This is a genomic window from Veillonella sp. Ser01, from assembly GCF_053850375.1.
The window spans coordinates 542,432-565,457 of sequence record NZ_JBSPUA010000001.1 but is presented as its reverse complement, the minus strand read 5'-3'; the positions used below and the strand labels follow the sequence as shown (position 1 = coordinate 565,457).

At 37.0% G+C, this 23,026-nt stretch carries 21 protein-coding genes; all 21 read left to right on the top strand.

The annotated features are described in order from the left end of the window. The first annotated feature begins 7 nt into the window (after positions 1-7). On the top strand, positions 8-1,054 hold the full coding sequence (gene rlmN / locus ACWTVK_RS02650; RefSeq protein WP_105085563.1) for a 23S rRNA (adenine(2503)-C(2))-methyltransferase RlmN: 1,047 nt from the start codon (positions 8-10) through the stop codon (positions 1,052-1,054). Then, positions 1,047-1,748: a Stp1/IreP family PP2C-type Ser/Thr phosphatase gene (locus ACWTVK_RS02645; RefSeq protein WP_303940418.1), complete on the top strand. Its 702-nt coding sequence runs from the start codon at positions 1,047-1,049 to the stop codon at positions 1,746-1,748. The genes rlmN and ACWTVK_RS02645 overlap by 8 nt, the downstream gene beginning before the upstream one ends. 27 nt (positions 1,749-1,775) lie before the next feature. Continuing rightward, positions 1,776-3,701, top strand: a complete 1,926-nt coding sequence (pknB, locus tag ACWTVK_RS02640; RefSeq protein WP_456045994.1) for a Stk1 family PASTA domain-containing Ser/Thr kinase — start codon at positions 1,776-1,778, stop codon at positions 3,699-3,701. A gap of 7 nt (positions 3,702-3,708) precedes the next feature. Then, on the top strand, positions 3,709-4,572 hold the full coding sequence (gene rsgA, locus ACWTVK_RS02635) for a ribosome small subunit-dependent GTPase A (protein ID WP_105085565.1): 864 nt from the start codon (positions 3,709-3,711) through the stop codon (positions 4,570-4,572). A 1-nt stretch (position 4,573) separates the two neighbouring features. Continuing rightward, positions 4,574-5,224 (top strand): ribulose-phosphate 3-epimerase, encoded by a 651-nt coding sequence (gene rpe, locus ACWTVK_RS02630; RefSeq protein ID WP_303940417.1) that lies wholly within the window; start codon positions 4,574-4,576, stop codon positions 5,222-5,224. A gap of 248 nt (positions 5,225-5,472) precedes the next feature. After that, complete coding sequence (gene rpsB, locus ACWTVK_RS02625) at positions 5,473-6,186, top strand: 30S ribosomal protein S2 (protein WP_060924643.1); 714 nt, start codon at positions 5,473-5,475, stop codon at positions 6,184-6,186. A 115-nt stretch (positions 6,187-6,301) separates the two neighbouring features. Beyond that, positions 6,302-6,982 carry a translation elongation factor Ts gene (gene tsf / locus ACWTVK_RS02620; protein ID WP_105085567.1) on the top strand — a complete coding sequence of 227 codons (681 nt, stop codon included), beginning with the start codon at positions 6,302-6,304 and terminating at the stop codon, positions 6,980-6,982. Positions 6,983-7,044: 62 nt separating this feature from the next. After that, positions 7,045-7,770, top strand: a complete 726-nt coding sequence (gene pyrH, locus ACWTVK_RS02615; protein WP_024066541.1) for a UMP kinase — start codon at positions 7,045-7,047, stop codon at positions 7,768-7,770. Between the two features lie 5 nt (positions 7,771-7,775). Continuing rightward, positions 7,776-8,336: a ribosome recycling factor gene (gene frr / locus ACWTVK_RS02610; RefSeq protein WP_005386731.1), complete on the top strand. Its 561-nt coding sequence runs from the start codon at positions 7,776-7,778 to the stop codon at positions 8,334-8,336. Beyond that, positions 8,336-8,587, top strand: coding sequence for a hypothetical protein (locus ACWTVK_RS02605; RefSeq protein ID WP_105085568.1), 252 nt, complete (start codon positions 8,336-8,338; stop codon positions 8,585-8,587). The genes frr and ACWTVK_RS02605 overlap by 1 nt, the downstream gene beginning before the upstream one ends. Beyond that, positions 8,568-9,332 (top strand): isoprenyl transferase, encoded by a 765-nt coding sequence (locus tag ACWTVK_RS02600; protein WP_456045852.1) that lies wholly within the window; start codon positions 8,568-8,570, stop codon positions 9,330-9,332. Before ACWTVK_RS02605 ends, ACWTVK_RS02600 begins: the two co-directional genes overlap by 20 nt. 3 nt (positions 9,333-9,335) lie before the next feature. Further along, positions 9,336-10,160: a phosphatidate cytidylyltransferase gene (locus ACWTVK_RS02595; protein WP_303940408.1), complete on the top strand. Its 825-nt coding sequence runs from the start codon at positions 9,336-9,338 to the stop codon at positions 10,158-10,160. Positions 10,161-10,178: 18 nt separating this feature from the next. Beyond that, positions 10,179-11,324, top strand: a complete 1,146-nt coding sequence (locus ACWTVK_RS02590; RefSeq protein WP_456045851.1) for a 1-deoxy-D-xylulose-5-phosphate reductoisomerase — start codon at positions 10,179-10,181, stop codon at positions 11,322-11,324. An 8-nt stretch (positions 11,325-11,332) separates the two neighbouring features. After that, a complete protein-coding gene (rseP, locus tag ACWTVK_RS02585; RefSeq protein WP_456045850.1) occupies positions 11,333-12,349 on the top strand; it encodes an RIP metalloprotease RseP in 1,017 nt (338 codons plus the stop codon). A gap of 18 nt (positions 12,350-12,367) precedes the next feature. Next, the gene (ispG, locus tag ACWTVK_RS02580) at positions 12,368-13,453 is read left to right on the top strand and encodes a flavodoxin-dependent (E)-4-hydroxy-3-methylbut-2-enyl-diphosphate synthase (RefSeq protein ID WP_456045849.1); all 1,086 of its coding nucleotides are present in this window, start codon (positions 12,368-12,370) and stop codon (positions 13,451-13,453) included. Then, positions 13,447-15,165 (top strand): proline--tRNA ligase, encoded by a 1,719-nt coding sequence (locus ACWTVK_RS02575; protein ID WP_456045848.1) that lies wholly within the window; start codon positions 13,447-13,449, stop codon positions 15,163-15,165. Before ispG ends, ACWTVK_RS02575 begins: the two co-directional genes overlap by 7 nt. 135 nt (positions 15,166-15,300) lie before the next feature. Next, the gene (locus ACWTVK_RS02570) at positions 15,301-16,110 is read left to right on the top strand and encodes a PHP domain-containing protein (protein ID WP_233188272.1); all 810 of its coding nucleotides are present in this window, start codon (positions 15,301-15,303) and stop codon (positions 16,108-16,110) included. A 15-nt stretch (positions 16,111-16,125) separates the two neighbouring features. After that, complete coding sequence (locus ACWTVK_RS02565; protein WP_129822993.1) at positions 16,126-17,001, top strand: Asp23/Gls24 family envelope stress response protein; 876 nt, start codon at positions 16,126-16,128, stop codon at positions 16,999-17,001. 8 nt (positions 17,002-17,009) lie between these two features. Next, complete coding sequence (gene miaB, locus ACWTVK_RS02560; protein ID WP_456045846.1) at positions 17,010-18,326, top strand: tRNA (N6-isopentenyl adenosine(37)-C2)-methylthiotransferase MiaB; 1,317 nt, start codon at positions 17,010-17,012, stop codon at positions 18,324-18,326. A 2-nt stretch (positions 18,327-18,328) separates the two neighbouring features. Further along, on the top strand, positions 18,329-20,962 hold the full coding sequence (mutS, locus tag ACWTVK_RS02555) for a DNA mismatch repair protein MutS (protein ID WP_456045845.1): 2,634 nt from the start codon (positions 18,329-18,331) through the stop codon (positions 20,960-20,962). Then, the gene (mutL, locus tag ACWTVK_RS02550) at positions 20,962-23,025 is read left to right on the top strand and encodes a DNA mismatch repair endonuclease MutL (protein ID WP_456045844.1); all 2,064 of its coding nucleotides are present in this window, start codon (positions 20,962-20,964) and stop codon (positions 23,023-23,025) included. The genes mutS and mutL overlap by 1 nt, the downstream gene beginning before the upstream one ends. Position 23,026: the final 1 nt, after the last annotated feature.

Genomic DNA, 23,026 nt, shown 5'->3' with positions numbered 1-23,026 from the left:
GAGTACCATGATAGAATTATTGGGTAAGTCTTTAGAAGAGTTACAATCTATCTTTAAGACCCATAATATACAAAAGTTTCGAGCGAAACAGTTAATAGACTATATTTATCATAGATATATATTTGATTTTGAAGAGATGACGCAGTTTCCTAAAGAATTGCGTCAATGGTTAAGTGATAACTGTGTTATTTCTTTACCAACATTAATTACTGAGTCTGTATCTCCAGATGGGAAGACTCGTAAAATCCTTGTTGAAATGACAGATCAAAGCCGGGTAGAAGCCGTTTTAATGGAGCAACATTATGGATACTCTGTATGTGTTTCTTCTCAAGTTGGCTGTGCCATGGGCTGTGTGTTCTGCGCCTCTACACAGGGTGGTTTATATCGTGATTTAACAGTGTCTGAAATCATTGGACAAGTCGTTATTTTCGGAGCTCTTACAAAAGAGCAAATCCACTCTGTTGTAGTTATGGGGGCAGGGGAACCATTACAAAACTATGATAATGTTTTGCAGTCACTGCAACTATTACATGATCCTATGATTTGTAATATTAGTTATCGTAAGATGACTATTTCCACTTGTGGGTGGGTTCCTAATATTTATAAATTAGCTGATGAAGGTTTGCCTATAACGTTGGCCCTTTCATTACATGCTACAAATAATGAAGTGCGTCGTAGTATTATGCCAGTTGGGGCTCGTTATGAATTGACGGAAGTCTTAGATGCGGTAAAATATTATTATGATACGACTCAACGTCGTATCACCTTTGAGTATATTCTTATAGATTCAGTAAATGCATCTATGGAGGAGGCTCATGAATTGGGGAGAATCTGTAAAGATTTCCCAAATTGTCATGTTAACTTAATACCTGTTAATGGCAATGAACATATAGAATTATATAAACCATCTATTACGAATATGAATACATTTAAAGACATCGTTGCTTCCTATGGCGTATCTGTAACAGTACGCAAAGAGATGGGCGATGCTATCCAAGCCGCATGTGGGCAATTAAAAGCAGCTCATGGTCGGAAAAAGGAGAATCATGAATAATTTTGTTGGTTTAAGTAAAATTGGACTTGTACGTCAGCGCAATGAAGATCGATTTTTTATAGACGGTCCTATTTGTGCTGTCACTGATGGCATGGGTGGATATAGTGGCGGTGAAATCGCTAGTACCTATGCTGTTGATGAAATTAAAGAGTATTTGGCCTCCCTTGAAACAGTGGGGCAACAAGATTTATGTGATGCTATTATTCATGCCAATGAACGTATAGCCAATCGCGTAGCTCATGAAGAACGTCTTGCTGGTATGGGCACTACTGCTGTTGTTACGGCCGTTAATGGTGACCAATTATACTGGGCAAGTGTTGGTGATAGTCGTTTGTATGTATATAGAGATGGTCTTTTACGACAAATTACTACAGATCATTCTATGGTACAAGAATTATTAACTGCTGGAGAGATTACAAAGGATGAAATGCTAAATCACCCTCAACGAAACTTATTGACCCGTGCAGTTGGGGTTGATGATACTTTAGAGGTTGATAGTGGTGTAGAATCTATTCTTCCAGGTGATCGTATTTTACTTTGCACTGATGGACTATGTGGTTATGTATCAGATGATGTTATTGCTAGTGCATTACAATCTAATAATGATGATATGAAGGTTGTAGAATCATTGATGAAAGCCGTATATGATGTCGGAGCAGGAGATAATGTGACCATTGTGGTGGGAACAATCTAATCTAGAAATGGAGAAATAATGAGTACTATGAATATAAAAGGTATACTTCTAGATAACCGCTACCGAATTGTTGACAAAATTGGCGTTGGCGGAATGGCTGACGTATACCTTGGAGAAGATACCTTATTAGGTAGACAAGTAGCAATTAAAGTATTGCATGCTAACTTTGCTAATGATGATGAGTTTGTTACGCGTTTTAAACGAGAAGCACAAGCGGCGGGCAAACTAAATCATCCTAATATTGTAAATATGTATGATGTAGGGTTTGATCAAGATTTACACTATATCATTATGGAATATGTAGATGGTGAAACATTAAAAGAGTATATAACCCGACATGGAAGACTATCCATAGACGAGGCTGTAAAATTCACTATTGCTATCGCAGAGGGCTTAGAACACGCGCATACGATGGGAATTGTTCATTGTGATATTAAACCTCATAATGTCATTATTACTCGTACGGGGCGTGTAAAAGTAACTGACTTTGGTATTGCTCGAGCCATGAATGCTACTAATACAGTTATGTACACGAATTCAATTTTAGGCTCTGCTCACTATTTATCACCTGAACAAGCCAGTGGGAAACCAGTAGATGGTAATACTGATATCTACTCTTTAGGCGTAGTTTTATATGAAATGCTTACAGGTAAAGTTCCTTTTGAAGGGGATACTCCAATTGCAGTAGCATTAAAACATGTACGTGAAAAAGTAGCTCCTCCAACTCGATATAATCCTTCAATCCCACCGCTTTTAGAAGCTGTCGTAATGAAGGCATTATCGAAAAACCCTGCAGATCGTTTTGATTCTATTTCTGACATGATAAGTGATTTACGATTGTCTCAAGGCTTTACAATGGGTAAAACTCAACGTCATGAACCATATGATTTTGCAACTCAAATGATTCCTGCTGTTGATCCTGAAGCACTTGAGGATTTCAGTGATATTCAAGAAGAGCAAAAAGATGAGGGTAAAAAGAAGAGCATGTTAAGTAAAATAGCATCTATCCCACAAAAATATATCGTCCTAGGGGCTGCCGTAATTTTTTTAGTAGCTTTCTTAGGTGCCTTCTTGAGTTATGGTAATTTCTGGAGTAACACAACTGTAGATGTACCTAATGTTGTGGGGAAACAAGTTTCTGTAGCTAAAAATATTTTAGAAGATAAACATTTGCGTGTTTCTACAAGCGAGGTTACTAATCCTGATGTACCAGCTGGTCAAGTTATTTCTCAAACACCAGGTGCAGGAGAGAAGGTTAAAGAACAACGTACAATTCATCTTGTTGTATCTAAAGGTGTTGGTGATATTACAGTACCGGACTTGTCTGGTTTAACAGTAGATCAAGCTCGACAACGACTTAAAGATGTTGGTTTAGTTGTTGGTAAAGTAACACAACAGTCTGTAGATAATAAACCTGATGGTGTTATCATAGCTCAAAGTCCATCTGGTGATTCTAAAGTTTCTAAAGGTACAACAATTGATCTCGTTGTAAATAAAGCAAAAGCTAAAAAGATTCAAATGCCAAATGTTATTGGTATGACTTTAAAAGATGCACGAGATACATTGAGTAATGCTCATCTTGGTGTTAATCAAGTCGCTGGTTCTGTAGAGGAGAAATCTATTGTAACAGAACAAAGCATAAAAGCTGGCGATGAAATTGATGAAGGTACTGCAGTAAATCTAACTACTGAATATAAAGATGGCAAAAAGAAAGATGATAAAAAATCTGACAGCAGTAGTAATAAAACTACTGGTACGGTAGATATTACAGTGCCGGCAGGCTCTAAAAACCAAGAGTTAAAAATTGTCGTAAAAGATGATGACGGTTCAGCTGTTATCTACGATGATACAAATAAACCTGGAGATCGTATTGTTAAAAAAGTGTCTGGTGTAGGTAATGTTCGTATTGAGGTTTATCTCAATGGTGCATTAGTACAAGAAACAGCATTATAGGGGAATTATGATTACAGGTATTGTTGTCAAAAATATGAATGGTTACTTTTATGTACAAGACGATGCAAGTACTGTTCATGAATGTAAAGTTCGAGGTAGATTAAAGAAAGGTCGCTATAGTTTACTTGTCGGTGATCGTGTTACGATTTCTGAGGATGGATTCGTTGAATCTATCCTCGATCGTCATAATTCCATGGTTAGACCTGCAGTAGCTAATATTGATCAAGTTGTATTGGTTGTAGCTGCTCATGAACCAGATATTAATGAGCTTTTACTAAATAAAATGCTTGTCATGATTGAACATGCAGATATCCCGATTGTATTATGTATTAACAAATGTGATTTGATGGACCCAGATACAGAAGCCATGGTAAAGCTTTATAAATCTATCGGCTATGAAGTATTGATGACATCTACATATAATATGACAGGTATTGATGAGTTACGTCATGTGTTAGAGCATAAGGTAACTGCCTTTGCAGGCCCTTCTGGTGTTGGTAAAAGTAGTCTATTAAATGCTGTTGATCCTAAGTTTGCATTCCAAACGGGGGAGGTTAGTGACAAAATAAAGCGCGGTAAACATACCACTCGTCATGCTTCTTTATATAGTTTGGATTCAGATTCTTTTATTATGGATACACCTGGATTTAGTGCGATTGAGTTTAACGATGTTTCGTTAGAACGGTTACCCACGTTATTCCCTGAATTTAGTAATTATGTTGATACATGTAAATTTAATCCTTGTTATCATGAACATGAACCTATTTGTGGCATAAAAGATGCTTTAGATGCAGGCCATATTCATCAAGGACGATATGATGCATATATGTCTATACGTAATGACATAGAAAGTCAACGAAAGAGGTTTTAAAATGATTAAAATTGCACCATCTATGCTCTCTGCAAATTTTGCAACATTAAGCGAAGAAATAAAATCTATTGAATTAGCTGGAGCTGATTTATTGCATATTGATGTTATGGATGGTCATTTTGTACCAAACTTAACATTTGGTGCACCTATCGTGAAAGCAATCCGTCCTTATACACAATTACCATTTGATGTTCACTTAATGGTTACAAATCCTGGTGACTATGTAGAAGAATTTGCAAAGATTGGTGTAGAGTATTTTACATTTCATCAAGAAACTGTGCCACATATGCATCGTTTAATCCAACATATTAAACAATGTGGCATGAAAGCAGGGGTTGCACTTAATCCGGGTACACCAGTGTCCTTGTTAGAGGATGTGGCTGCTGACCTAGACATGATTTTAATTATGTCTGTAAATCCTGGCTTTGGTGGACAATCTTTTATTCCAAATGCTATTAAAAAAGTTAAGCAAGCTAAAATGCTACTAGAGGAAGTTGATAATACAACTGCAGTTATTGAAGTAGATGGTGGCATTAATGATATTACATGTGTCCCAATTAAAAGAGCAGGTGCTACTGTTTTAGTAGCAGGATCTGCTGTATTTGGCGCTGATGATCGAGCACATATGATTGAATCTATTCGCAATAACTAAGATTTATATCGTATCGGCAATATAGAGTACAAGCTTTAATATAGTCTATTGATGATTCATTCATTAAATTAAAATAAGGAGTGATGGATTCTTAAAGAAATCCTCACTCCTTGCTTGCTTTTACAATAATTATTTGTTAAAATTATCAAGTATGAAAAATATGCACGTCGGTGGACTTCGGTACTGTGCCTAATTTTGGGTGACCCGAAGGATGAAGCGGCGGAGGTTAATTAACAGGAGGTGCCACAATGGCAGTAGTATCAATGAAACAATTATTAGAGGCTGGTGTACACTTTGGTCATCAGACTAGAAGATGGAACCCTAAAATGGCGAAATTCATCTTCACTGAACGCAATGGTATTTATATCATTGACTTGTCTAAAACAGTTAAAAAAGTAGAAGAAGCTTACTCTTTCTTACGCGAAGTTGCTTCCCAAGGCGAAGTAATCTTGTTCGTAGGTACTAAAAAACAAGCTCAAGAAGCTATTAAAGAAGAAGCTATCCGTGCTAACATGTTCTTCGTTAACGAACGTTGGTTGGGCGGTATGTTGACTAACTTTAAAACAATTGAAACTCGTATTAAACGTTTAAAACAATTGGAAGCTATGGCAGAAGATGGTACTTTCGAAGTATTGCCTAAAAAAGAAGTTATCGGTCTTCGTCATGAAATGGAAAAATTGGAAAAATACCTTGGCGGTATCAAAGATATGCCTAAAATGCCAGGTGCTCTTTTCGTAGTTGATCCTAAAAAAGAAAAAATCGCTATTGCAGAAGCTAAAAAATTGGGTATTCCAGTTGTTGCAACAGTTGACACTAACTGTGACCCTGATGAAGTAGAATTCCCAATCCCAGCAAATGATGACGCTATCCGCGCTGTAAAATTGTTGGCTGGTAAAATGGCTGACGCTGTTCTTGAAGGTCGTCAAGGCGAATCCTTAGACGGTGCTGAAGCTGCAGAATAATTCTGTTAAGCTACTTAATCATTTCTGATTAGCATTTGAAAGATAAATCTATAACATATATAATTAGGGTAAGGACTATATCCTTACCTTAATTAGTACTAGGAGGAATAAAATAATGGCAATTACTGCTGCTTTGGTAAAAGAATTGCGCGACATGACTGGCGCAGGTATGATGGACGCTAAAAAAGCATTGGTTGAAACTGACGGTAATATCGAAAAAGCGGTTGACCTTCTTCGTGAAAAAGGTTTAGCTGCTGCAGCTAAAAAAGCTGGTCGTATCGCAGCTGAAGGTGTTGTACAATCTTACATCCATGCTGGTGGTCGTATCGGCGTATTGGTAGAAGTTAACTGTGAAACTGATTTCGTTGCTAAAACTGATGATTTCCAAAACTTGGCACGCGATATCGCTATGCAAATCGCAGCTGTTAATCCTACATACTTAAATCGTGAAGAAGTTCCTGCTGAAGTAATCGAACATGAAAAACAAGTATTGTTGGAACAAGCTAAAGCAGAAGCTGAAGAAGACGTAAAAGCTGGTCGTAAACCAAAACCTGAAGCTGTTTTGGAAAAAATGGTTAATGGCCGTATTGAAAAATTCTATAAAGAAAATTGCCTATTAGAACAAGCGTTCATTAAAGATGGTGACAAAACCGTTACTGATATCATTAATGAAAATATTGCAAAAATCGGTGAAAACATCAACGTACGTCGTTTTGTTCGCTACGGTTTGGGTGAAGGCATTGAAAAACGCCAAGATGACTTCGTAGCTGAAGTAATGGCATCTGTTGGTAAATAATTAAGATATAATAAGAGAACACCGTACAGTGTTCTCTTATTTTGCAATAGAGGAGTAAACACATGGCAAAGAGAAACTTTAGACGTATTGTTTTGAAGTTAAGTGGTGAAGCATTAGCGGGTGAACAAGGTTTTGGTATTAACCCTGATGTTGTTGAAGAATTTGCAAAAGAAATTGCGGCTTTAGCAAAATCCACCGATTTAGAAATCGCAATTGTTGTTGGTGGCGGTAACTTGTGGAGAGGGTTAGCTGGTAGTAACCAAGGTATGGATCGTGCTACAGCTGACTATATGGGTATGCTAGCAACAGTAATGAACTCCTTAGCATTGCAAGATGCATTAGAACAAGCAGGCGTAGATACACGCGTTCAAACTGCTATCGAAATGCAAGAAATTGCAGAACCTTATATTCGTCGTCGTGCCATTCGTCACTTAGAGAAAAAACGTATCGTAATCTTCGGTGCTGGTCTTGGTAAACCATATTTCTCTACAGATACGACTGCTGCATTACGCGCTGCTGAGATTGAAGCAGATGCAATTTTGATGGCGAAGAAATTTGCTGACGGTGTATATGATTCCGATCCTAAAACGAATCCTAATGCCGTTAAATTTGATGAATTAACTTATAACGATATCATTACAAAAGAATTAAAGGTTATGGATGCAACATCCACAACTTTATGTAAAGATAATAATATTCCTATTATCGTATTTAGCATGGACATTCCGGGTAACATTACAAAAGCCGCTAAAGGTGAAGAAATTGGTACCATTGTTCGAGGAGAATAATTCAAATGGAAATTAAAGAATTGTTACAACAAGCAGAAGAACGCATGAATAAGTCTATTGAGGCTTTAAAACATGAATTCGCATCTATTCGTACAGGCCGTGCTAGTGTAGCATTGCTTGATAAAGTAATGGTTGATTATTATGGTAGCCCTTCTCCAATTAACCAAGTTGCGAATATCTCTGTACCTGAGCCTCGCATGATTGTAATTGCACCTTGGGATAAAACTATGATTGGTGCCATTGAAAAGGCAATTTTACAATCCGATCTTGGTTTAAACCCAGGTAATGATGGTGCTCAAATTCGTTTAACTATTCCTCAATTAACTGAGGAGCGCCGTAAAGAAATCGTTAAGGTTGTTCATAAAAAAGCTGAAGATGCTAAAGTTGCAGTACGTAATATTCGTCGTGATGTAAATGATGCATTGAAAAAAGAAGAAAAAGCTAAAACAATTACTGAAGATGATGCTAAAGACGGTTTAGATCAAATCCAAAAACTTACAGATGCTAAAATTAAGCAGATTGATGAGTTAAAAGCAGTAAAAGAAAAGGACGTATTAGAAGTATAATGTTAGATTCTAATAGCCTTATTGGAATGCCATGGCAGCTTGCAAAGTCTCGTTTGCAGGCTGCCCATATTCCTTTTAAGGTAATGATTGGGGGATCCTTTAATCGCTTTTTTGATATTGCCGATAAAGGACTTTATGTAGCACGTATTACCAAGGTTGATGAGTGTTTACATATACTAGTGTATAGACCAATGATTGCCAGCGACTTCGGAAATTCTATCGAGGTAGACTATGCTAAAGAAATTATTTAACCGTAAACCATCTGATACGCCTGATATTGATAGTAATGCGATACCAAAACACGTTGCTATTATTATGGATGGCAATGGTCGTTGGGCTAAACGAAGAGGGATGCCACGATCTATGGGGCACCGTGCAGGAGCCGACGTATTAAAGCAGATTGTTATTGCTGCAGATGAGATTGGAATTAGAGCTCTTACGGTATATGGTTTCTCCACAGAGAACTGGAAGCGTCCTGAACAGGAAGTTTCTTTACTTATGGCTCTCATAAAAGAATACTTAAACAATAATGTTAAGTATATGCATGAACATAATGTACGCATTCGCTTTATTGGATATATTAGTGCTCTTTCAGAGGAGCTTCAAAAGATTATTCGCGATGCAGAATTATTAACTCAGAATAATACAGGCCTTACCTTACAGTTAGCTATTAACTATGGTGGGCGTGATGAAATAGTAAGAACTATCCGCAACATTACAAACTCTGTTGTAGATGGAACTATTACTACAGACGATATTACAGAAGACTATGTTAGCTCCCAACTTTTCACGAAGGAGTTTAGTGATGTAGATTTATTAATTCGTCCAAGTAGTGATTTTAGAATTAGTAACTTTTTATTGTGGCAGCTAGCTTATGCTGAATTCTGGTTTACTGATTTACATTGGCCGGATTTCACTAAAGAAACATTATTGGAAGCTGTTGCAGCATATCAAAAACGAGAACGCCGATTTGGTGGCTTACGCGATGAGGAATAAAAAATGTTAAAAACACGTGTTATAACCGCTGTTATAGGTTTTATTATTGCCTTAGGGGCCATTACATTAGGCGGATTTGTGTATGATGTTCTTATTACATTATTAGCTCTATTGGGATGGCGTGAGTTTGTTTTACTAGGTAAAGCTAAACATGTGCGAATGTCCATTTTATGGGGTTATATTAGTATTTTATTATTGATGATTGCCTTTGCATGTCATCAGTATATTTTAGCAATTGCTATATTAGTATTGAGTTTATCAGCCAATTATATGTTATGTACATTTGGTGAAAATAAATACTCTTTAGCTAGCGTTTCTTTTAGTGTATTTGGTTTATTATATGTTGGTATTGGCATGATTTCTTTGCTCATGATTCGTCATGACTCTATTTACATGTCTTTATCAATGCCATTTGAATTATATAATTGGGGAACAATTACTCTTTGGCTAGTATTGTTTACCACATGGGCTAGTGATACTTTTGCGTACTTTGCGGGTCGTGCCTTTGGTAAACATAAAATTGTTCCATCCATTAGTCCTAATAAAACATTAGAAGGTTTTATTGGTGGCTTCATTGGCTGTATTATTACAGGTGCTGTATTTTCGTATATCGTGGGTATTCCATGGTGGATGGGTATTCATGTTGGTATGATTAGCGGTATACTTGCACCATTAGGTGATTTATTTGAATCAAAGATTAAACGATTATGTAATGTGAAAGATTCTGGTACTTTATTACCAGGTCATGGCGGTGTATTGGATCGATTTGATAGCTTGTTATTTACGGCACCTATTACATTAATTTATATATTACTATTCTCGTTCTAATCTAATAGAGGTAAGCTTATGAAATACCTAAGTATTATTGGCAGTACTGGCTCAATCGGTACACAGACACTAGATGTAGTGTCTCAACATCCAGATCAATTCAAGGTGGTTGCCTTAGTGGCACATCATAATATTGACCTCTTAGAAAAACAAATTAAAGAATACCAGCCATTAGTAGCCGGTCTAGTTGATGAAAGTGCTTTTAAAGAACTACAAGGACGCTATACAGGTCCTACAAAACTTGTGGGCGGTAAGGAAGCACTCATAGCTGCTGCTACGATTCAAGAAGCAACTATGGTTGTAACTGCTATTGTTGGTGCTGCAGGTATTGAACCTACTGTAGAGGCTATAAAGAAACGTAAGACTATAGGTCTAGCTAATAAGGAAACATTAGTTGCTGGTGGACCATTGATTACATCTTTGGCTAAGGAGTATGGCGTACAAATTCTACCTATTGATAGTGAACATAGCGCAATATTCCAGTGTTTAGAAGGGCAAAATCGCGAGAATGTTGATTCCTTAATTGTTACCGCTTCTGGTGGCCCTTTACGCACTTGGGATTCTGATAAAATTCAAACTGCCACAGCTGCTGATTGCCTATGTCATCCAACTTGGAATATGGGCAACAAGATTACGATTGACTCTGCATCTCTATTTAATAAAGGGTTAGAAGTAATCGAAGCTCATTGGCTATTTGGTTTTGATTTTGATCATATTGACGTAGTGGTACATCCACAAAGCATTGTTCATTCAATGATACGAATGAAAGATGGGGCCATCTTAGCACAAATGGGTAATCCTGATATGAGGGAGCCTATTCAGTATGCTTTGACATATCCTAAACGTGAAACTTTACATATGAATCACCTAGATTTTTCAAAGGCTTTACAATTAGAATTCTTGCCACCTCGATATGATGATTTCCCGGCTCTTCGTCTTGCTTATGAAGTGGGCCGATCAAGCGGTTTTAAACCAGCTGTGTTTAATGCTGCAAATGAAACTGCAGTTTATGCATTTTTAGATGATAAAATCGCCTTTGGTGATATTTATAAAGTCGTCACATCAGTCCTTGAATCTATGGGACCTGAAGATGACTTTACATTAGACAATTTATTGGCCATTGATAGATGGGCTCGAGAAAAGGCCACATCATTGATGGTATAGGAGTATATATGACAACGGCATTAGCCACAATATTTGTATTTGGTTTAATCGTGTTTATTCATGAATTAGGCCATTTTATTACAGCAAAAATGTCAGGTATGCAAGTAGACGAATTTGCCATTGGTTTTGGACCTGCCATATTCAAGGTTCAAAAAGGGGAAACTTTATACTCGATTCGTATCATTCCTCTTGGTGGATTTAATCGTATTGCAGGTATGACACCTGATGAGCCTCTTAATGAGCGCTCATTTTATACTAAACCTGCATGGAAGAAATTTATTGTTATTTCTGCAGGGGCTGTATTCAATTTTTTATTAGCCATAGTTTTATTCTTTGGTCTCAATGCAACAGTAGGCAATCTCACGTATACAAATGATCCTGTTATTGGTAATATCATCCCAGGTAGCGCCGCTGAACAGGCACATTTACAATCTAACGATAGAATTCTTACCATCGATGGTAAAAAGATCTCTACATGGGATGAAATCCGTCCTAGTTTACAAGGTACGGCAAATCATGGTGTTACTGTTGTGGTAGATCGAGATGGACAAACTGTTGAAACTACTGTAATTCCAAAAATGGAGCAAGATAGCCCTAAAATTGGTATTTATCCTAGTTTTACTCGAGAAACTTATAGTATTGGAGAATCTTTTAGTTTAGCCGTTACTCGCACAGGTCAAACAATTGTTGCTATGTTAAGTGGCTTATATGATATGATTCGAGGCACACAGGCAGCAGAGCTATCTGGACCTGTAGGGATTTCACAAATGGCTGGTACTATTGCACAATCTGGCTTTGCGCCACTATTAAGTTTTGCAGCATTTTTAAGTATTAACTTAGGGGTTATTAATCTTTTGCCATTACCTGTATTAGATGGTGGTCATTTAATTATTATTTTGGCTGAAGCTATCACAGGTCGTAAGTTACCTGCTAAGGCACTTATGTATATTCAAATGGTTGGTGTTGCTTTGATGGTAGCATTATTCTTATATGTAACAACTCAGGATATATTCCGATTACTATAAGATAGATGGGAGATTACAATGATTGTACGTAAACCAACAAATGGTATCTATGTAGGTACAGTTAAAATAGGTGATTATGCACCGGTAAGCATTCAATCAATGATTACCACTGATCCGGTTCACACGGAAAAGGCTATTGCTGAAATAAATCGCTTAGCTGAGGCTGGTTGTGAATTAGTACGTGTTGCAGTACCTACAATGGCATCTGCAAAAGCTTTAAAAGCAGTTCGTGCTGGTATCGATATTCCTTTAATTGCTGATATTCATTTCGACTATAAATTAGCTTTAGAAGCTATTGAGAATAATGTTGATGGATTGCGTATTAACCCGGGAAATATTGGCGGAGAGGATAAAGTGTTAGCTGTTATTGAAAAAGCTAAACCTAAACAAATTCCAATTCGTATAGGTGTCAATGCTGGTTCTTTACCTAAGCATATCCTCGATGCTCATGGTGGCCATCCTACAGCAGATGGCATGGTAGAGACTGCATTAGAACATGTGCGAATTCTTGAAAAGCTCGACTATCGCCAAATGAAATTATCCATTAAAGCAACGGAAGTTCCTTTAATGGTAGAAGCCTATCGTAAGTTATCCGATAAGATTCCTTATCCTTTGCATTTAGGTGTTACTGAGGCTGGGACGATAAAACAAGGTACCATCAAGTCTGCTATGGGCATTGGTGCTTTATTATTAGACGGCATTGGTGATACATTACGGGTATCTTTAACGGGTGATCCAATACATGAAATCGAAGTAGGTCGCAGTATTTTAAGCAGCCTAGGTTTACGAAACTTTGGGGCCACCATGATATCTTGTCCTACCTGTGGTCGTTGCCAAGTCAATTTATTTGACATGGCAGGGATTGTAGAGGAACGCCTTGCATCTATTAAAGCTCCCATTAAGGTTGCTGTAATGGGCTGTGTCGTAAATGGGCCCGGTGAGGCTCGTGAAGCTGATTTTGGTATTGCTGGTGGTAATGGTCAAGGTATTGTTTTCCGAAAGGGTGAAGTTATCAAGACTGTACCAGAAGCTGAATTAGTCGATACATTATTTAGAGAAATTGATCAATATTTAGAAAACTTAAATGAGGAGTCTTTATGTTAGCCACTAAATTATATGCACCTACATTGCGGGAGGTTCCATCTGACGCCGATGTAGTTAGCCAACAGCTTATGCTTCGCGCAGGTTTTATGCGCAAAACTGCAAATGGTTTATATAGCTTTTTGCCATTGGGGTGGAGAAGTATCAAAAAAATTGAAGCCATTGTACGTGAAGAAATGGATCGTGCTAGTGCTCAAGAAATTATGATGCCTATCTTACAACCTGCAGAAATTTGGAAAGAGTCTGGCCGTTGGAACGCATATGGCGCAGAAATGATGCGTATTAATGATCGTCATGATAATGAGTTCTGCCTAGGACCTACTCATGAAGAGATGATTACAACTCTTGTAAAAAATGAGATTAACTCCTACCGTCAATTACCAGTAAATTTATATCAAATCCAAAGTAAATTCCGTGATGAACGTCGTCCACGTTATGGTTTGATGCGTAGTCGCGAATTTATTATGAAAGATGCATATTCTTTTGATGTGGATGAAGCTGGTTTAGACGAATCTTATAAATCTATGTATGATGCATATACACGTATTTTTACGCGTTGTGGTCTTACATTCCGTCCTGTAGAAGCTGATAGTGGTGCCATCGGTGGTAGTGGAACACATGAATTTATGGCAATTGCTGAAGCTGGTGAAGCTGATATTGTATATTGCACTAAATGTGACTATGCTGCAAACATTGAAATTGGTAAACCTGGTGTTATGAAACAGGAAGAAGAAGCACTGCAAGAGTTATCCGTTGTCGATACTCCAAATGCAAGCACTATTGAAGCTGTTGCAGATATGTTAAATTTACCACTAGAAAAAACGATTAAAGCCGTTGTATTCTCTATTGATGGTAAAGTTGTATTAGCCATTGTTCGTGGCGATCATGAAGTAAATGAAGTGGCTGTACAACATGCTGTACTTGGTTCTGTAGAACCTGAAATGGCTACACCTGAAGAATTAGAAAAAGTGGGCTTAACAGCTGGCTTCATCAGTCCAGTAGGATTAAAACAAACAGAGGAGTTTGCTATTGTTGTAGATGAATCTGTTATGGAATCTTACAATGTTTGTGGCGGTGCCAATAAAAAAGATGCGCACTATGTTAATATCAACCCTAAACGTGACTTTAATGTAGAAGATATTATTGTTGCACCAATTCGTTTAATTACAGATGACGATGTTTGCCCAACTTGTGGTGGTGCATTAGAACATGCTAAAGGTATTGAAGTTGGTCAAGTATTTAAATTAGGCACAAAATATTCTGAAGCATTACAAGCTACATTCTTAGACCAAAATGGTCGTCCTAATCCAATGATTATGGGCTGTTATGGCATTGGTGTATCTCGTACATTAGCTGCAGCTATTGAGCAATACCACGATGAAAATGGTATTATTTGGCCTCGTTCTATTGCACCATTTGAAGCTGTTATCGTACCTATTAATGCTAAAGATGAAGCATTGATGTCCACAAGTCAAACCATTTATACTGCATTACAAAATGCAGGTGTAGATGTGTTACTTGATGACCGTAAAGATCGAGCTGGTGTAAAATTTAAGGATGCTGATTTAATTGGTTATCCACTTCGTATTACAGTAAGTAAAAACACACTTGAAAATAATGAAGTAGAAATTCAAATTCGTAAGTCTGGAGAGGCCATTACATGTGCCATTGATTCTGTAGCAACTAAGGTTACTGAATTGCTTCAAGATTTATAATTAAATTGCGATTCTAGTGAATACTCATTAGGGTCGCAATTTTTCTTTCTAAACTTGAATTAATAGACTAAATCAGTCATAATTAAAAGATAGGATATTTGTAATGGGAGGTGCTCTATGCTTGTAGATTTTCATATGCATTCCGTTTATTCCGATGGTATTGAAACACCAAAGGCATTATTGCGTCATGCCTTAGATTGTAATCTATCTATGATGGCTTTAACTGATCATGATGAAATTGATGGCATAAAAGCATTGCGTACTGCTCAACAAGATTTAGATCCTAATAAAACGATTAAAATTATAAACGGCTGTGAATTTAGTGCTGATTATAAAGATAAGTCTATTCACATTTTAGGATATTGTTTTGATGAAAATAATAAAGAGTTAAATGATTTTATTACGTTCTTTAAAGGAAAACGTGAAGAACGTGTTGATGAAATGATAAGACGCTGTAATAGCGAAGGATATCATATTACAAAAGAAGAATTAATCAAACAATTTCCTGACACTAAAGCTTATGGACGTCCACATATTGGTAAACTTTTAATTGATGGTGGATATGCTAAGGATGTTAATGAAGTCTTTAGAGGAATTCTACGTAAGAACAGTCCTTGCTATGTGCCTAAGGTAAAAGTTGAGGTTCAACATATTATTGATATTATTCATAAAGCTGGTGGTTTTGCCGTTATGGCACATCCCAAATTAGTTTCCAGTGATGAATATGTGCTAGAAATGTTAGATTTTAATTTTGATGGTATAGAGGTGTATCATTCAAAACATAATGATGAAGATGTAGAACGATACAAAGCGTTAGCTAAACAGTATAAACTTTTTATCACTGGTGGTTCTGATTATCATGGAATTCCAGGAAAAGAACCAGATAATTTTGGTGATTATTTAGTATCTGGACATGATGTATCAGAATTTATTAGTTTGTTATAAATAATGAGGTTGACTATGGAAGTCGTTGCATTTGTAGGTAGTAGTGGCACTGGTAAAAGCCATCGTGCGCTCGTAGTTGCTCATGAAAACAATATTGAATGTATTATCGATGATGGTATTTTAATTCACGATAATAAGATTGTAGCTGGTTTTTCTGCTAAAAAGGAATCTAGCCGATTAAAAGCTGTTCGTCGTGCTATTTTCCAAGATGAAGTACAAGTAAAATCAGTACGTGAGCAATTAGATAAAATCAATCCTAATAAACTTATGATTATTGGTACATCCGATAATATGGTTAAGAAAATTACGAAAGCATTAGGCTTGCAAGATCCTGATCGATATATTCGTATCGAGGACGTTGCTACACCTAAAGAGATTGAAAAGGCACAACATGCTCGTCTAAAAGAAGGTAAACATATTATTCCAGTTCCAACGATGGAATTGAAACCTCATTTTAGAGGGTACCTAATTGATCCAATCAAAACTATGTGGCGTCGACGTACATTAAAAAAACAAGACCAAGATACATTGGGGCAAATTGGGTCAGAAGGCTTTGAACGTTCTGTAGTACGCCCTGCTTTCAGCTATTATGGACGACTCACCTTTGATGATGATGTAATTATTAAATTGATTCGCAATGGCTTAAAAAAAGTTGTCGGTGTTGATGAATCAAGTGTTATTTCTTTCAAAAAAAGCGATAAAGGTCAAAATGGTCTAGTTGTAGATATGGCTGTTGTTATTGAACATGGTTATCCTGTTAAATCATTAATGCAACAGGTGCAAAAGTCTGTTCGTAATGAAATCGAATATATTACAGGCATGTCTATTGAACGGATGTCCATAAAAGTTAAAAATATTATAGAAACTAAACGTAAGATTGTTAAAGTGTAGGAGTTAGAATGAAGTCTTATTATATTTACACCTATGGTTGCCAAATGAATACTGCCGATTCTGAGCGCTTATCGCATCAGCTCGAATCTGTTGGGTATACGCCGACAGAAGACGTGGAAACTGCAGATTTAATTTTATTAAATACTTGTGCAGTGCGTGAGAATGCAGAAACAAAAGTCTATGGCCGCATAGGTGAGCTAATGAGACTGAAGAGAAAAAATAAAAACTTGATTCTTGCTGTTACAGGATGCATGGCACAGAAGAATCAAGCAGAAATGTTTAAGCGCGCTCCACATATTGATATTGTCTTAGGTACTCATAATATTCAGCATATTAATGAAATGATTGAAGAGGTACAACGAGGTCATACACACCAAATCAATGTAGACATGGATAATTCCGTGTTACCTGAATTGGAGGCAAAACCTAATGGTACCTTTTATGCATGGGTACCTATTATGAATGGATGCAATAAGTTCTGTACGTACTGCATCGTTCCTCACGTTCGTGGTAGAGAAATCAGCCGTCCTGTAGAGGCCATCGTAAAAGAGGTAACCGAACTAGGGGCAAAAGGGTTTAAAGAGATCACTTTATTGGGGCAAAATGTAAATTCTTATGGCTTAGATTTTAAAGATGGTACCGATTTTGGGACACTCATAGATGCTTTAGATGGTATTCCAGGTATTGAACGTATTCGTTATATGACAAGTCATCCTCAAGATATGACTAAGTCGATGATAGATGCCCTTGGTCGATCTTCTAATATTGTTACTCATTTACATTTACCGATTCAATCTGGATCTAATCGTATTCTTAAAAAGATGAATCGCCACTATACAGTGGAGCATTATAAAGAATTACTCTCTTACTGTCGTGAGAAAATTAAAGATGTAGTGGTTACTACAGATATTATTGTAGGCTTCCCAGGGGAAACAGAGGAAGATTTCCAAGCTACATTACAATTATTGAAAGACGTACGTTATGATATGGCATATACGTTTATCTATTCTAAACGTTCTGGTACGCCAGCAGCGACTATGGATAATCAAGTTCCAGAAGAGGTTAAACGCGTGCGTTTACAAACATTGATGGATGTACAAAATGAAATCTCTTATGAACTAAATAAACCTATGGAAGGGCAAGTATTTGATATTATTGTAGAGGGACCAAGTCCTCGCGATGAAGATATGTGGTTTGGTCGGACATCGGGCAATAAAATGGTGTTATTCCCGAAAGACGATTCCTTATCAATTGGTGAAACAGTACCAGCCTATATTGATAAAGCACAAACTTGGGTTTGCTACGGTACAATACAAAAGGGGTAAGTATGGCAAAAAAGCAAACACCTATGATGGAGCAGTATTTAGATATTAAATCTAGATATCCTGATGAATTACTGTTCTTTCGCTTAGGTGACTTTTATGAATTATTTAATGATGATGCTCTAGTTGCATCTCGTGAACTAAATATTACCTTAACAGGACGCCCTACAGGAGATGAGGAACGCACACCAATGTGTGGCGTTCCTTTTCATGCTGCTGAAAGCTATATAGAAACATTAGTAAAAAAAGGGTACAAGGTTGCAATTTGTGAACAATTAGAAGATCCTAAAGCAGTTAAGGGTATCGTTAAGCGTGACGTTATTAAAGTTATTACACCGGGAACTGTGATGACTGAAAATGGTAATGATGCACGGTCTAACAATTTTTTATCATTATTTTATATGGTAAAAGATGCATGGATACTCGTATTTTCAGATGTATCAACTGGGGAAGTTATTTGGCATCGTATTACTGATTGTGAAAAACGAAGTGATATGTTTGATGCGCTCAGTATGTATCGTCCAAGTGAAATTATATTGCCTGAAGGAACTGTATTACCGCAAGATATAAAAGACTTTATGGATAATCAATTCAGCAATATTGTATTATCTCCATTTAGTACATATCATACACAACGAGAGGTGGCGGAAAAAGCAGTTACTCACTTTGGTGACCTAGGTCTTATGGAAGAGGATGTATGGGAAGCATTAGGGTATATGCTTTTATATTTAGAGGATATTATTAAGTCTGAAATTTCCCATATTAACTATGTACATCAATTGAGTGTAGGTAATCGCCTAATCTTAGATACATCTTCCTTACGTCATCTTGAAATTACCCATAATCTACGTGATGGTGGTCAAAAAGGTACATTACTCGATGTACTAGATCGTACGTTGACACCAATGGGGGCGCGTCTATTAAAGCAATGGCTTGAAAGTCCGTTGACTGATGTAAATCAAATTCAACGTAGACAAGCTGCCGTAGCAGAACTTATTACACGTGGAGCAGAGCGGTCTCATATCCGTAGCTTACTAGATTGTATTTATGACTTTGAACGTATCGTAGGTCGTGTAGAAACTGGCTCTGTGTCACCTAGAGATTTAACGGCTCTTCGTGAATCCCTAGCAGTATTGCCAGATATTAAAAATGTATTAGGCACATGTTCAAGCTTGGCCTTAACCGCTATTAATGACCGCATTCAAGACCATAAAGATATATATGATCTGTTATGTCGTTCTATTGCAGATCAACCAGCATTGACATTAAAAGAAGGCCGCATCATTAAAGATGGTTTTAATCCAGATTTAGATGAACTACGTTCTTTAGCTACTAATAGCGAGCAGTGGCTAGCTAAGATGGAAGCCGACATTAAAGAGGCTACAGGTTTATCTAAAATAAAAACTGGCTATAATAAAGTGTTTGGTTATTATTTCGAAGTATCTCATAGTAAATCTGAACAAGTACCTGATTACTTTATTCGAAAACAAACTTTAGCTAATGCAGAGCGTTATATTACGCCTGAGTTAAAGGAGTTTGAAATCAAAATTCTTAGCGCTAAAGACAAGATAATCGCTTTAGAACATGAATTATATCAACAATTACGAAATGATATAAAACTTGTTATTAAAGAGGTACAAGAAACAGCTCGTGCTCTTGCTGAGCTTGATGTATTGTGTTCTTTGGCACTAGTAGGTTACGAAGAGAATTATATTTGCCCTACCATCGTTATGAATGGTCAAATCAATATTCGAGATGGTCGTCATCCTGTTATTGAAAAATTCTTGAAGCGTGAAGTGTTTGTACCAAATGATATCGTTCTAAATCATGATGATGAGGAATTTTTGCTCATTACAGGTCCTAATATGGCCGGCAAATCAACATATATGCGTCAAGCTGCTATTTTGATGATTATGGCTCAAATTGGTTCCTTTATTCCTGCCCGTGAAGCATCTATTTCTCCAGTAGATCGTATCTTTACACGTGTAGGTGCTAGTGATGATATTTCTACTGGTCAAAGTACGTTCATGGTAGAAATGAAAGAGGTAGCCTATATTTTAGAGAATGCTACACATAACAGCTTAATTATCTTAGATGAAATTGGTCGTGGCACCAGTACATTTGATGGTTTAAGTATTGCTCAAGCCGTAGTTGAGCATATTTGTAAGCATATTCACGGCAAGACATTATTTGCTACCCATTACCATGAGCTAATTGGTTTAGAAGAAAGCTATAGTAAATTAAAGAATTACACAGTAGCTGTAAAAGAAAAAGGTAAAGATGTTGCATTCTTGCGCCGCATCATCAGAGGTGGTGCAGACCGTAGCTATGGTATTCATGTGGCGAGATTAGCAGGATTACCAAATTCTGTGTTAAAACGAGCAGAGGTAATTTTGGAGTCATTGGAAGATCAAAGTCATGATGCTAGTGATTTAAATAACCGCGTAATTGGTGGACAATCTACTAATGTGGTTAAAACGACTACAAAACAAGTGAGTGATTCACCACTAGGCAATTTATTTACTCATTCTGTAGTCGATAGCTTACTCGAAGTGGATGTAATGAGTATGACACCGATTGAAGCATTAAATAAATTATATGAACTACAAGAGGAGGCTCGTAAAGGAGGCGGGAAATAATGGCTACCATTCATGTATTGGATGAAACCACAATCAATAAAATAGCTGCTGGCGAAGTTGTGGAACGTCCCGCATCTGTTATTAAAGAGCTCATTGAAAACTCCATTGACGCTTCTTCGACCAATATTGAGATAGAAATTGGAGATGGTGGTGTGGCATATATGCGCATTACCGATAATGGTGTTGGCATGACTGAAGAGGATGCACGGTTAGCAATCCTACGTCATGCTACCTCTAAAATACAACAGGTAGAGGATTTATTTGATATAGCATCCCTCGGCTTCCGTGGCGAGGCTTTGGCTAGTATTGCCTCGGTGTCTCATTTTTCTTTGACTACACGTAAAGCTGACTCTGATTTGGGCACTCGTATTACCGTAGATGGTGGTACTTTCACCGATTGTATTCCTTATGGTGCGGCACCTGGTACAACAATTGAAATTAGAGACTTGTTTTATAATACGCCAGCCCGTCGCAAATTCTTGAAAACAGAGCGTACCGAATCTTCTAAAATTCAAGATATTGTAGGCAAATTGGCCCTTAGTAACCCACATATTTCTTTTAAACTCATCGTAGATGATCGGGTAGCTATTATTACACCTGGCAATGGTAATATTGGTGATACGATAGCTGCATTATATGGATATAAAACGAAGGATGACATTTTCACTGTTGCTTATGAAAGTGACTCTATTTATATCGATGGTGTAGTTAGTAAACCTACGCTTCTTAAAAGTACAAGAATTTGGCAAACTATTATCGTTAATAACCGTGTTATTTCTGATAAAACCATCATGAAGGCTATCGATAATGCATACCATGCATTATTACCTAAAAACGGTCATCCTTTAGTGGTACTTAATATCACTGTACCTGCTGGTATGGTTGATATTAATGTTCATCCACGGAAGAGTGAAGTAAAATTCTCTGATGATAAGATTATATTTAAAGCTGTTTATCATGGCATTTTAAACGCTTTAAATAATCCTCTACATGAGCGATACGAACGAGAATCATCTTCTTATATAAATGGCACAATTAATAATGGAGCTGATTTCCATAATAATGAAACCAATAGTAATGACGTAAATACTAACAGTAATGCTACAGTTACTAATTCTAGTTCTTATGGTAGTTTATCTCACCATGACAATAGTACATATGATTCCTATAGAACACCTTCTGTGGTACAAGATGAGATGCAGTCTGCTGAACATATAGCTACTGCGGTAGATTATGACAAAGTATTTGGTAGTCGCCGTACTAAAGGATACGAAGTCATGCGCGGCGAGACTACACAGTTTGTAGAGAGTCTTAAGACTAAGGGCTTTACACCACCTCCGCCAAAGGCTACTTATGAACAGTCATCCTTTACAGACGAAAGCTTCGCTGCTGTTCCTACTGAATATACTAGTTATACGAAGGAAGACGTTGAGAAATTTAAGTCTTTAGCTCAAGATATTCGTGAAGATAATACAGAGGAGCGTACCATTCAAAATTCTGGATTCCTACCTATGGGGCAAGTTGCTTCTTGTTATATTTTGGCTAAAAAGGGTGATGATCTCTACATAATAGACCAACATGCGGCTCATGAACGTGTGCGTTATGATAAGCTTTGTAAGTCTTCTGAATCCATTCCTATGCAATCTATACTTGTGCCTCAATATAGTGAGGCTACAGATGATGAAATGAATTTGGTAGAAGAAGAACGAGATACCTTACTTGATCTTGGATTTGATGTAGAGCTAGGTGGCCCTACTAAGATAAAACTTGTAGGCGCTCCTGTAGATTTAATTGAATCTAAAGCTTTTGAAATTCTCCAATATGTATTTTCTTACTTACATGATCATCAACAGCCTACTAAGGCTCAGTTGCGACATGAAATGCTAGCGTATGCATCTTGTAGAGGGGCCATTAAGGCAGGTCATAATTTAAATATGTATCAAATGACTACCTTAATTGAGGATTTGTTTAGTACAGAAAAACCGTACGTATGTCCTCATGGTCGTCCAACGATAATCAAGTTTACACCTGATGAATTAGGTAAATTATTCTTACGGTCTTAAT

Coding starts and splice junctions, on each gene's coding strand:
- ACWTVK_RS02575 (WP_456045848.1), top strand. CDS start 13,447: ATGTTAGCCACTAAATTATATGCACCTACATTGCGGGAGGTTCCATCT.
- ispG (WP_456045849.1), top strand. CDS start 12,368: ATGATTGTACGTAAACCAACAAATGGTATCTATGTAGGTACAGTTAAA.
- miaB (WP_456045846.1), top strand. CDS start 17,010: ATGAAGTCTTATTATATTTACACCTATGGTTGCCAAATGAATACTGCC.
- rpsB (WP_060924643.1), top strand. CDS start 5,473: ATGGCAGTAGTATCAATGAAACAATTATTAGAGGCTGGTGTACACTTT.
- rlmN (WP_105085563.1), top strand. CDS start 8: ATGATAGAATTATTGGGTAAGTCTTTAGAAGAGTTACAATCTATCTTT.
- ACWTVK_RS02645 (WP_303940418.1), top strand. CDS start 1,047: ATGAATAATTTTGTTGGTTTAAGTAAAATTGGACTTGTACGTCAGCGC.
- ACWTVK_RS02565 (WP_129822993.1), top strand. CDS start 16,126: ATGGAAGTCGTTGCATTTGTAGGTAGTAGTGGCACTGGTAAAAGCCAT.
- ACWTVK_RS02590 (WP_456045851.1), top strand. CDS start 10,179: ATGAAATACCTAAGTATTATTGGCAGTACTGGCTCAATCGGTACACAG.
- mutL (WP_456045844.1), top strand. CDS start 20,962: ATGGCTACCATTCATGTATTGGATGAAACCACAATCAATAAAATAGCT.
- pknB (WP_456045994.1), top strand. CDS start 1,776: ATGAATATAAAAGGTATACTTCTAGATAACCGCTACCGAATTGTTGAC.
- rseP (WP_456045850.1), top strand. CDS start 11,333: ATGACAACGGCATTAGCCACAATATTTGTATTTGGTTTAATCGTGTTT.
- rpe (WP_303940417.1), top strand. CDS start 4,574: ATGATTAAAATTGCACCATCTATGCTCTCTGCAAATTTTGCAACATTA.
- ACWTVK_RS02570 (WP_233188272.1), top strand. CDS start 15,301: ATGCATTCCGTTTATTCCGATGGTATTGAAACACCAAAGGCATTATTG.
- pyrH (WP_024066541.1), top strand. CDS start 7,045: ATGGCAAAGAGAAACTTTAGACGTATTGTTTTGAAGTTAAGTGGTGAA.
- mutS (WP_456045845.1), top strand. CDS start 18,329: ATGGCAAAAAAGCAAACACCTATGATGGAGCAGTATTTAGATATTAAA.
- ACWTVK_RS02600 (WP_456045852.1), top strand. CDS start 8,568: ATGCTAAAGAAATTATTTAACCGTAAACCATCTGATACGCCTGATATT.
- ACWTVK_RS02605 (WP_105085568.1), top strand. CDS start 8,336: ATGTTAGATTCTAATAGCCTTATTGGAATGCCATGGCAGCTTGCAAAG.
- frr (WP_005386731.1), top strand. CDS start 7,776: ATGGAAATTAAAGAATTGTTACAACAAGCAGAAGAACGCATGAATAAG.
- ACWTVK_RS02595 (WP_303940408.1), top strand. CDS start 9,336: ATGTTAAAAACACGTGTTATAACCGCTGTTATAGGTTTTATTATTGCC.
- rsgA (WP_105085565.1), top strand. CDS start 3,709: ATGATTACAGGTATTGTTGTCAAAAATATGAATGGTTACTTTTATGTA.
- tsf (WP_105085567.1), top strand. CDS start 6,302: ATGGCAATTACTGCTGCTTTGGTAAAAGAATTGCGCGACATGACTGGC.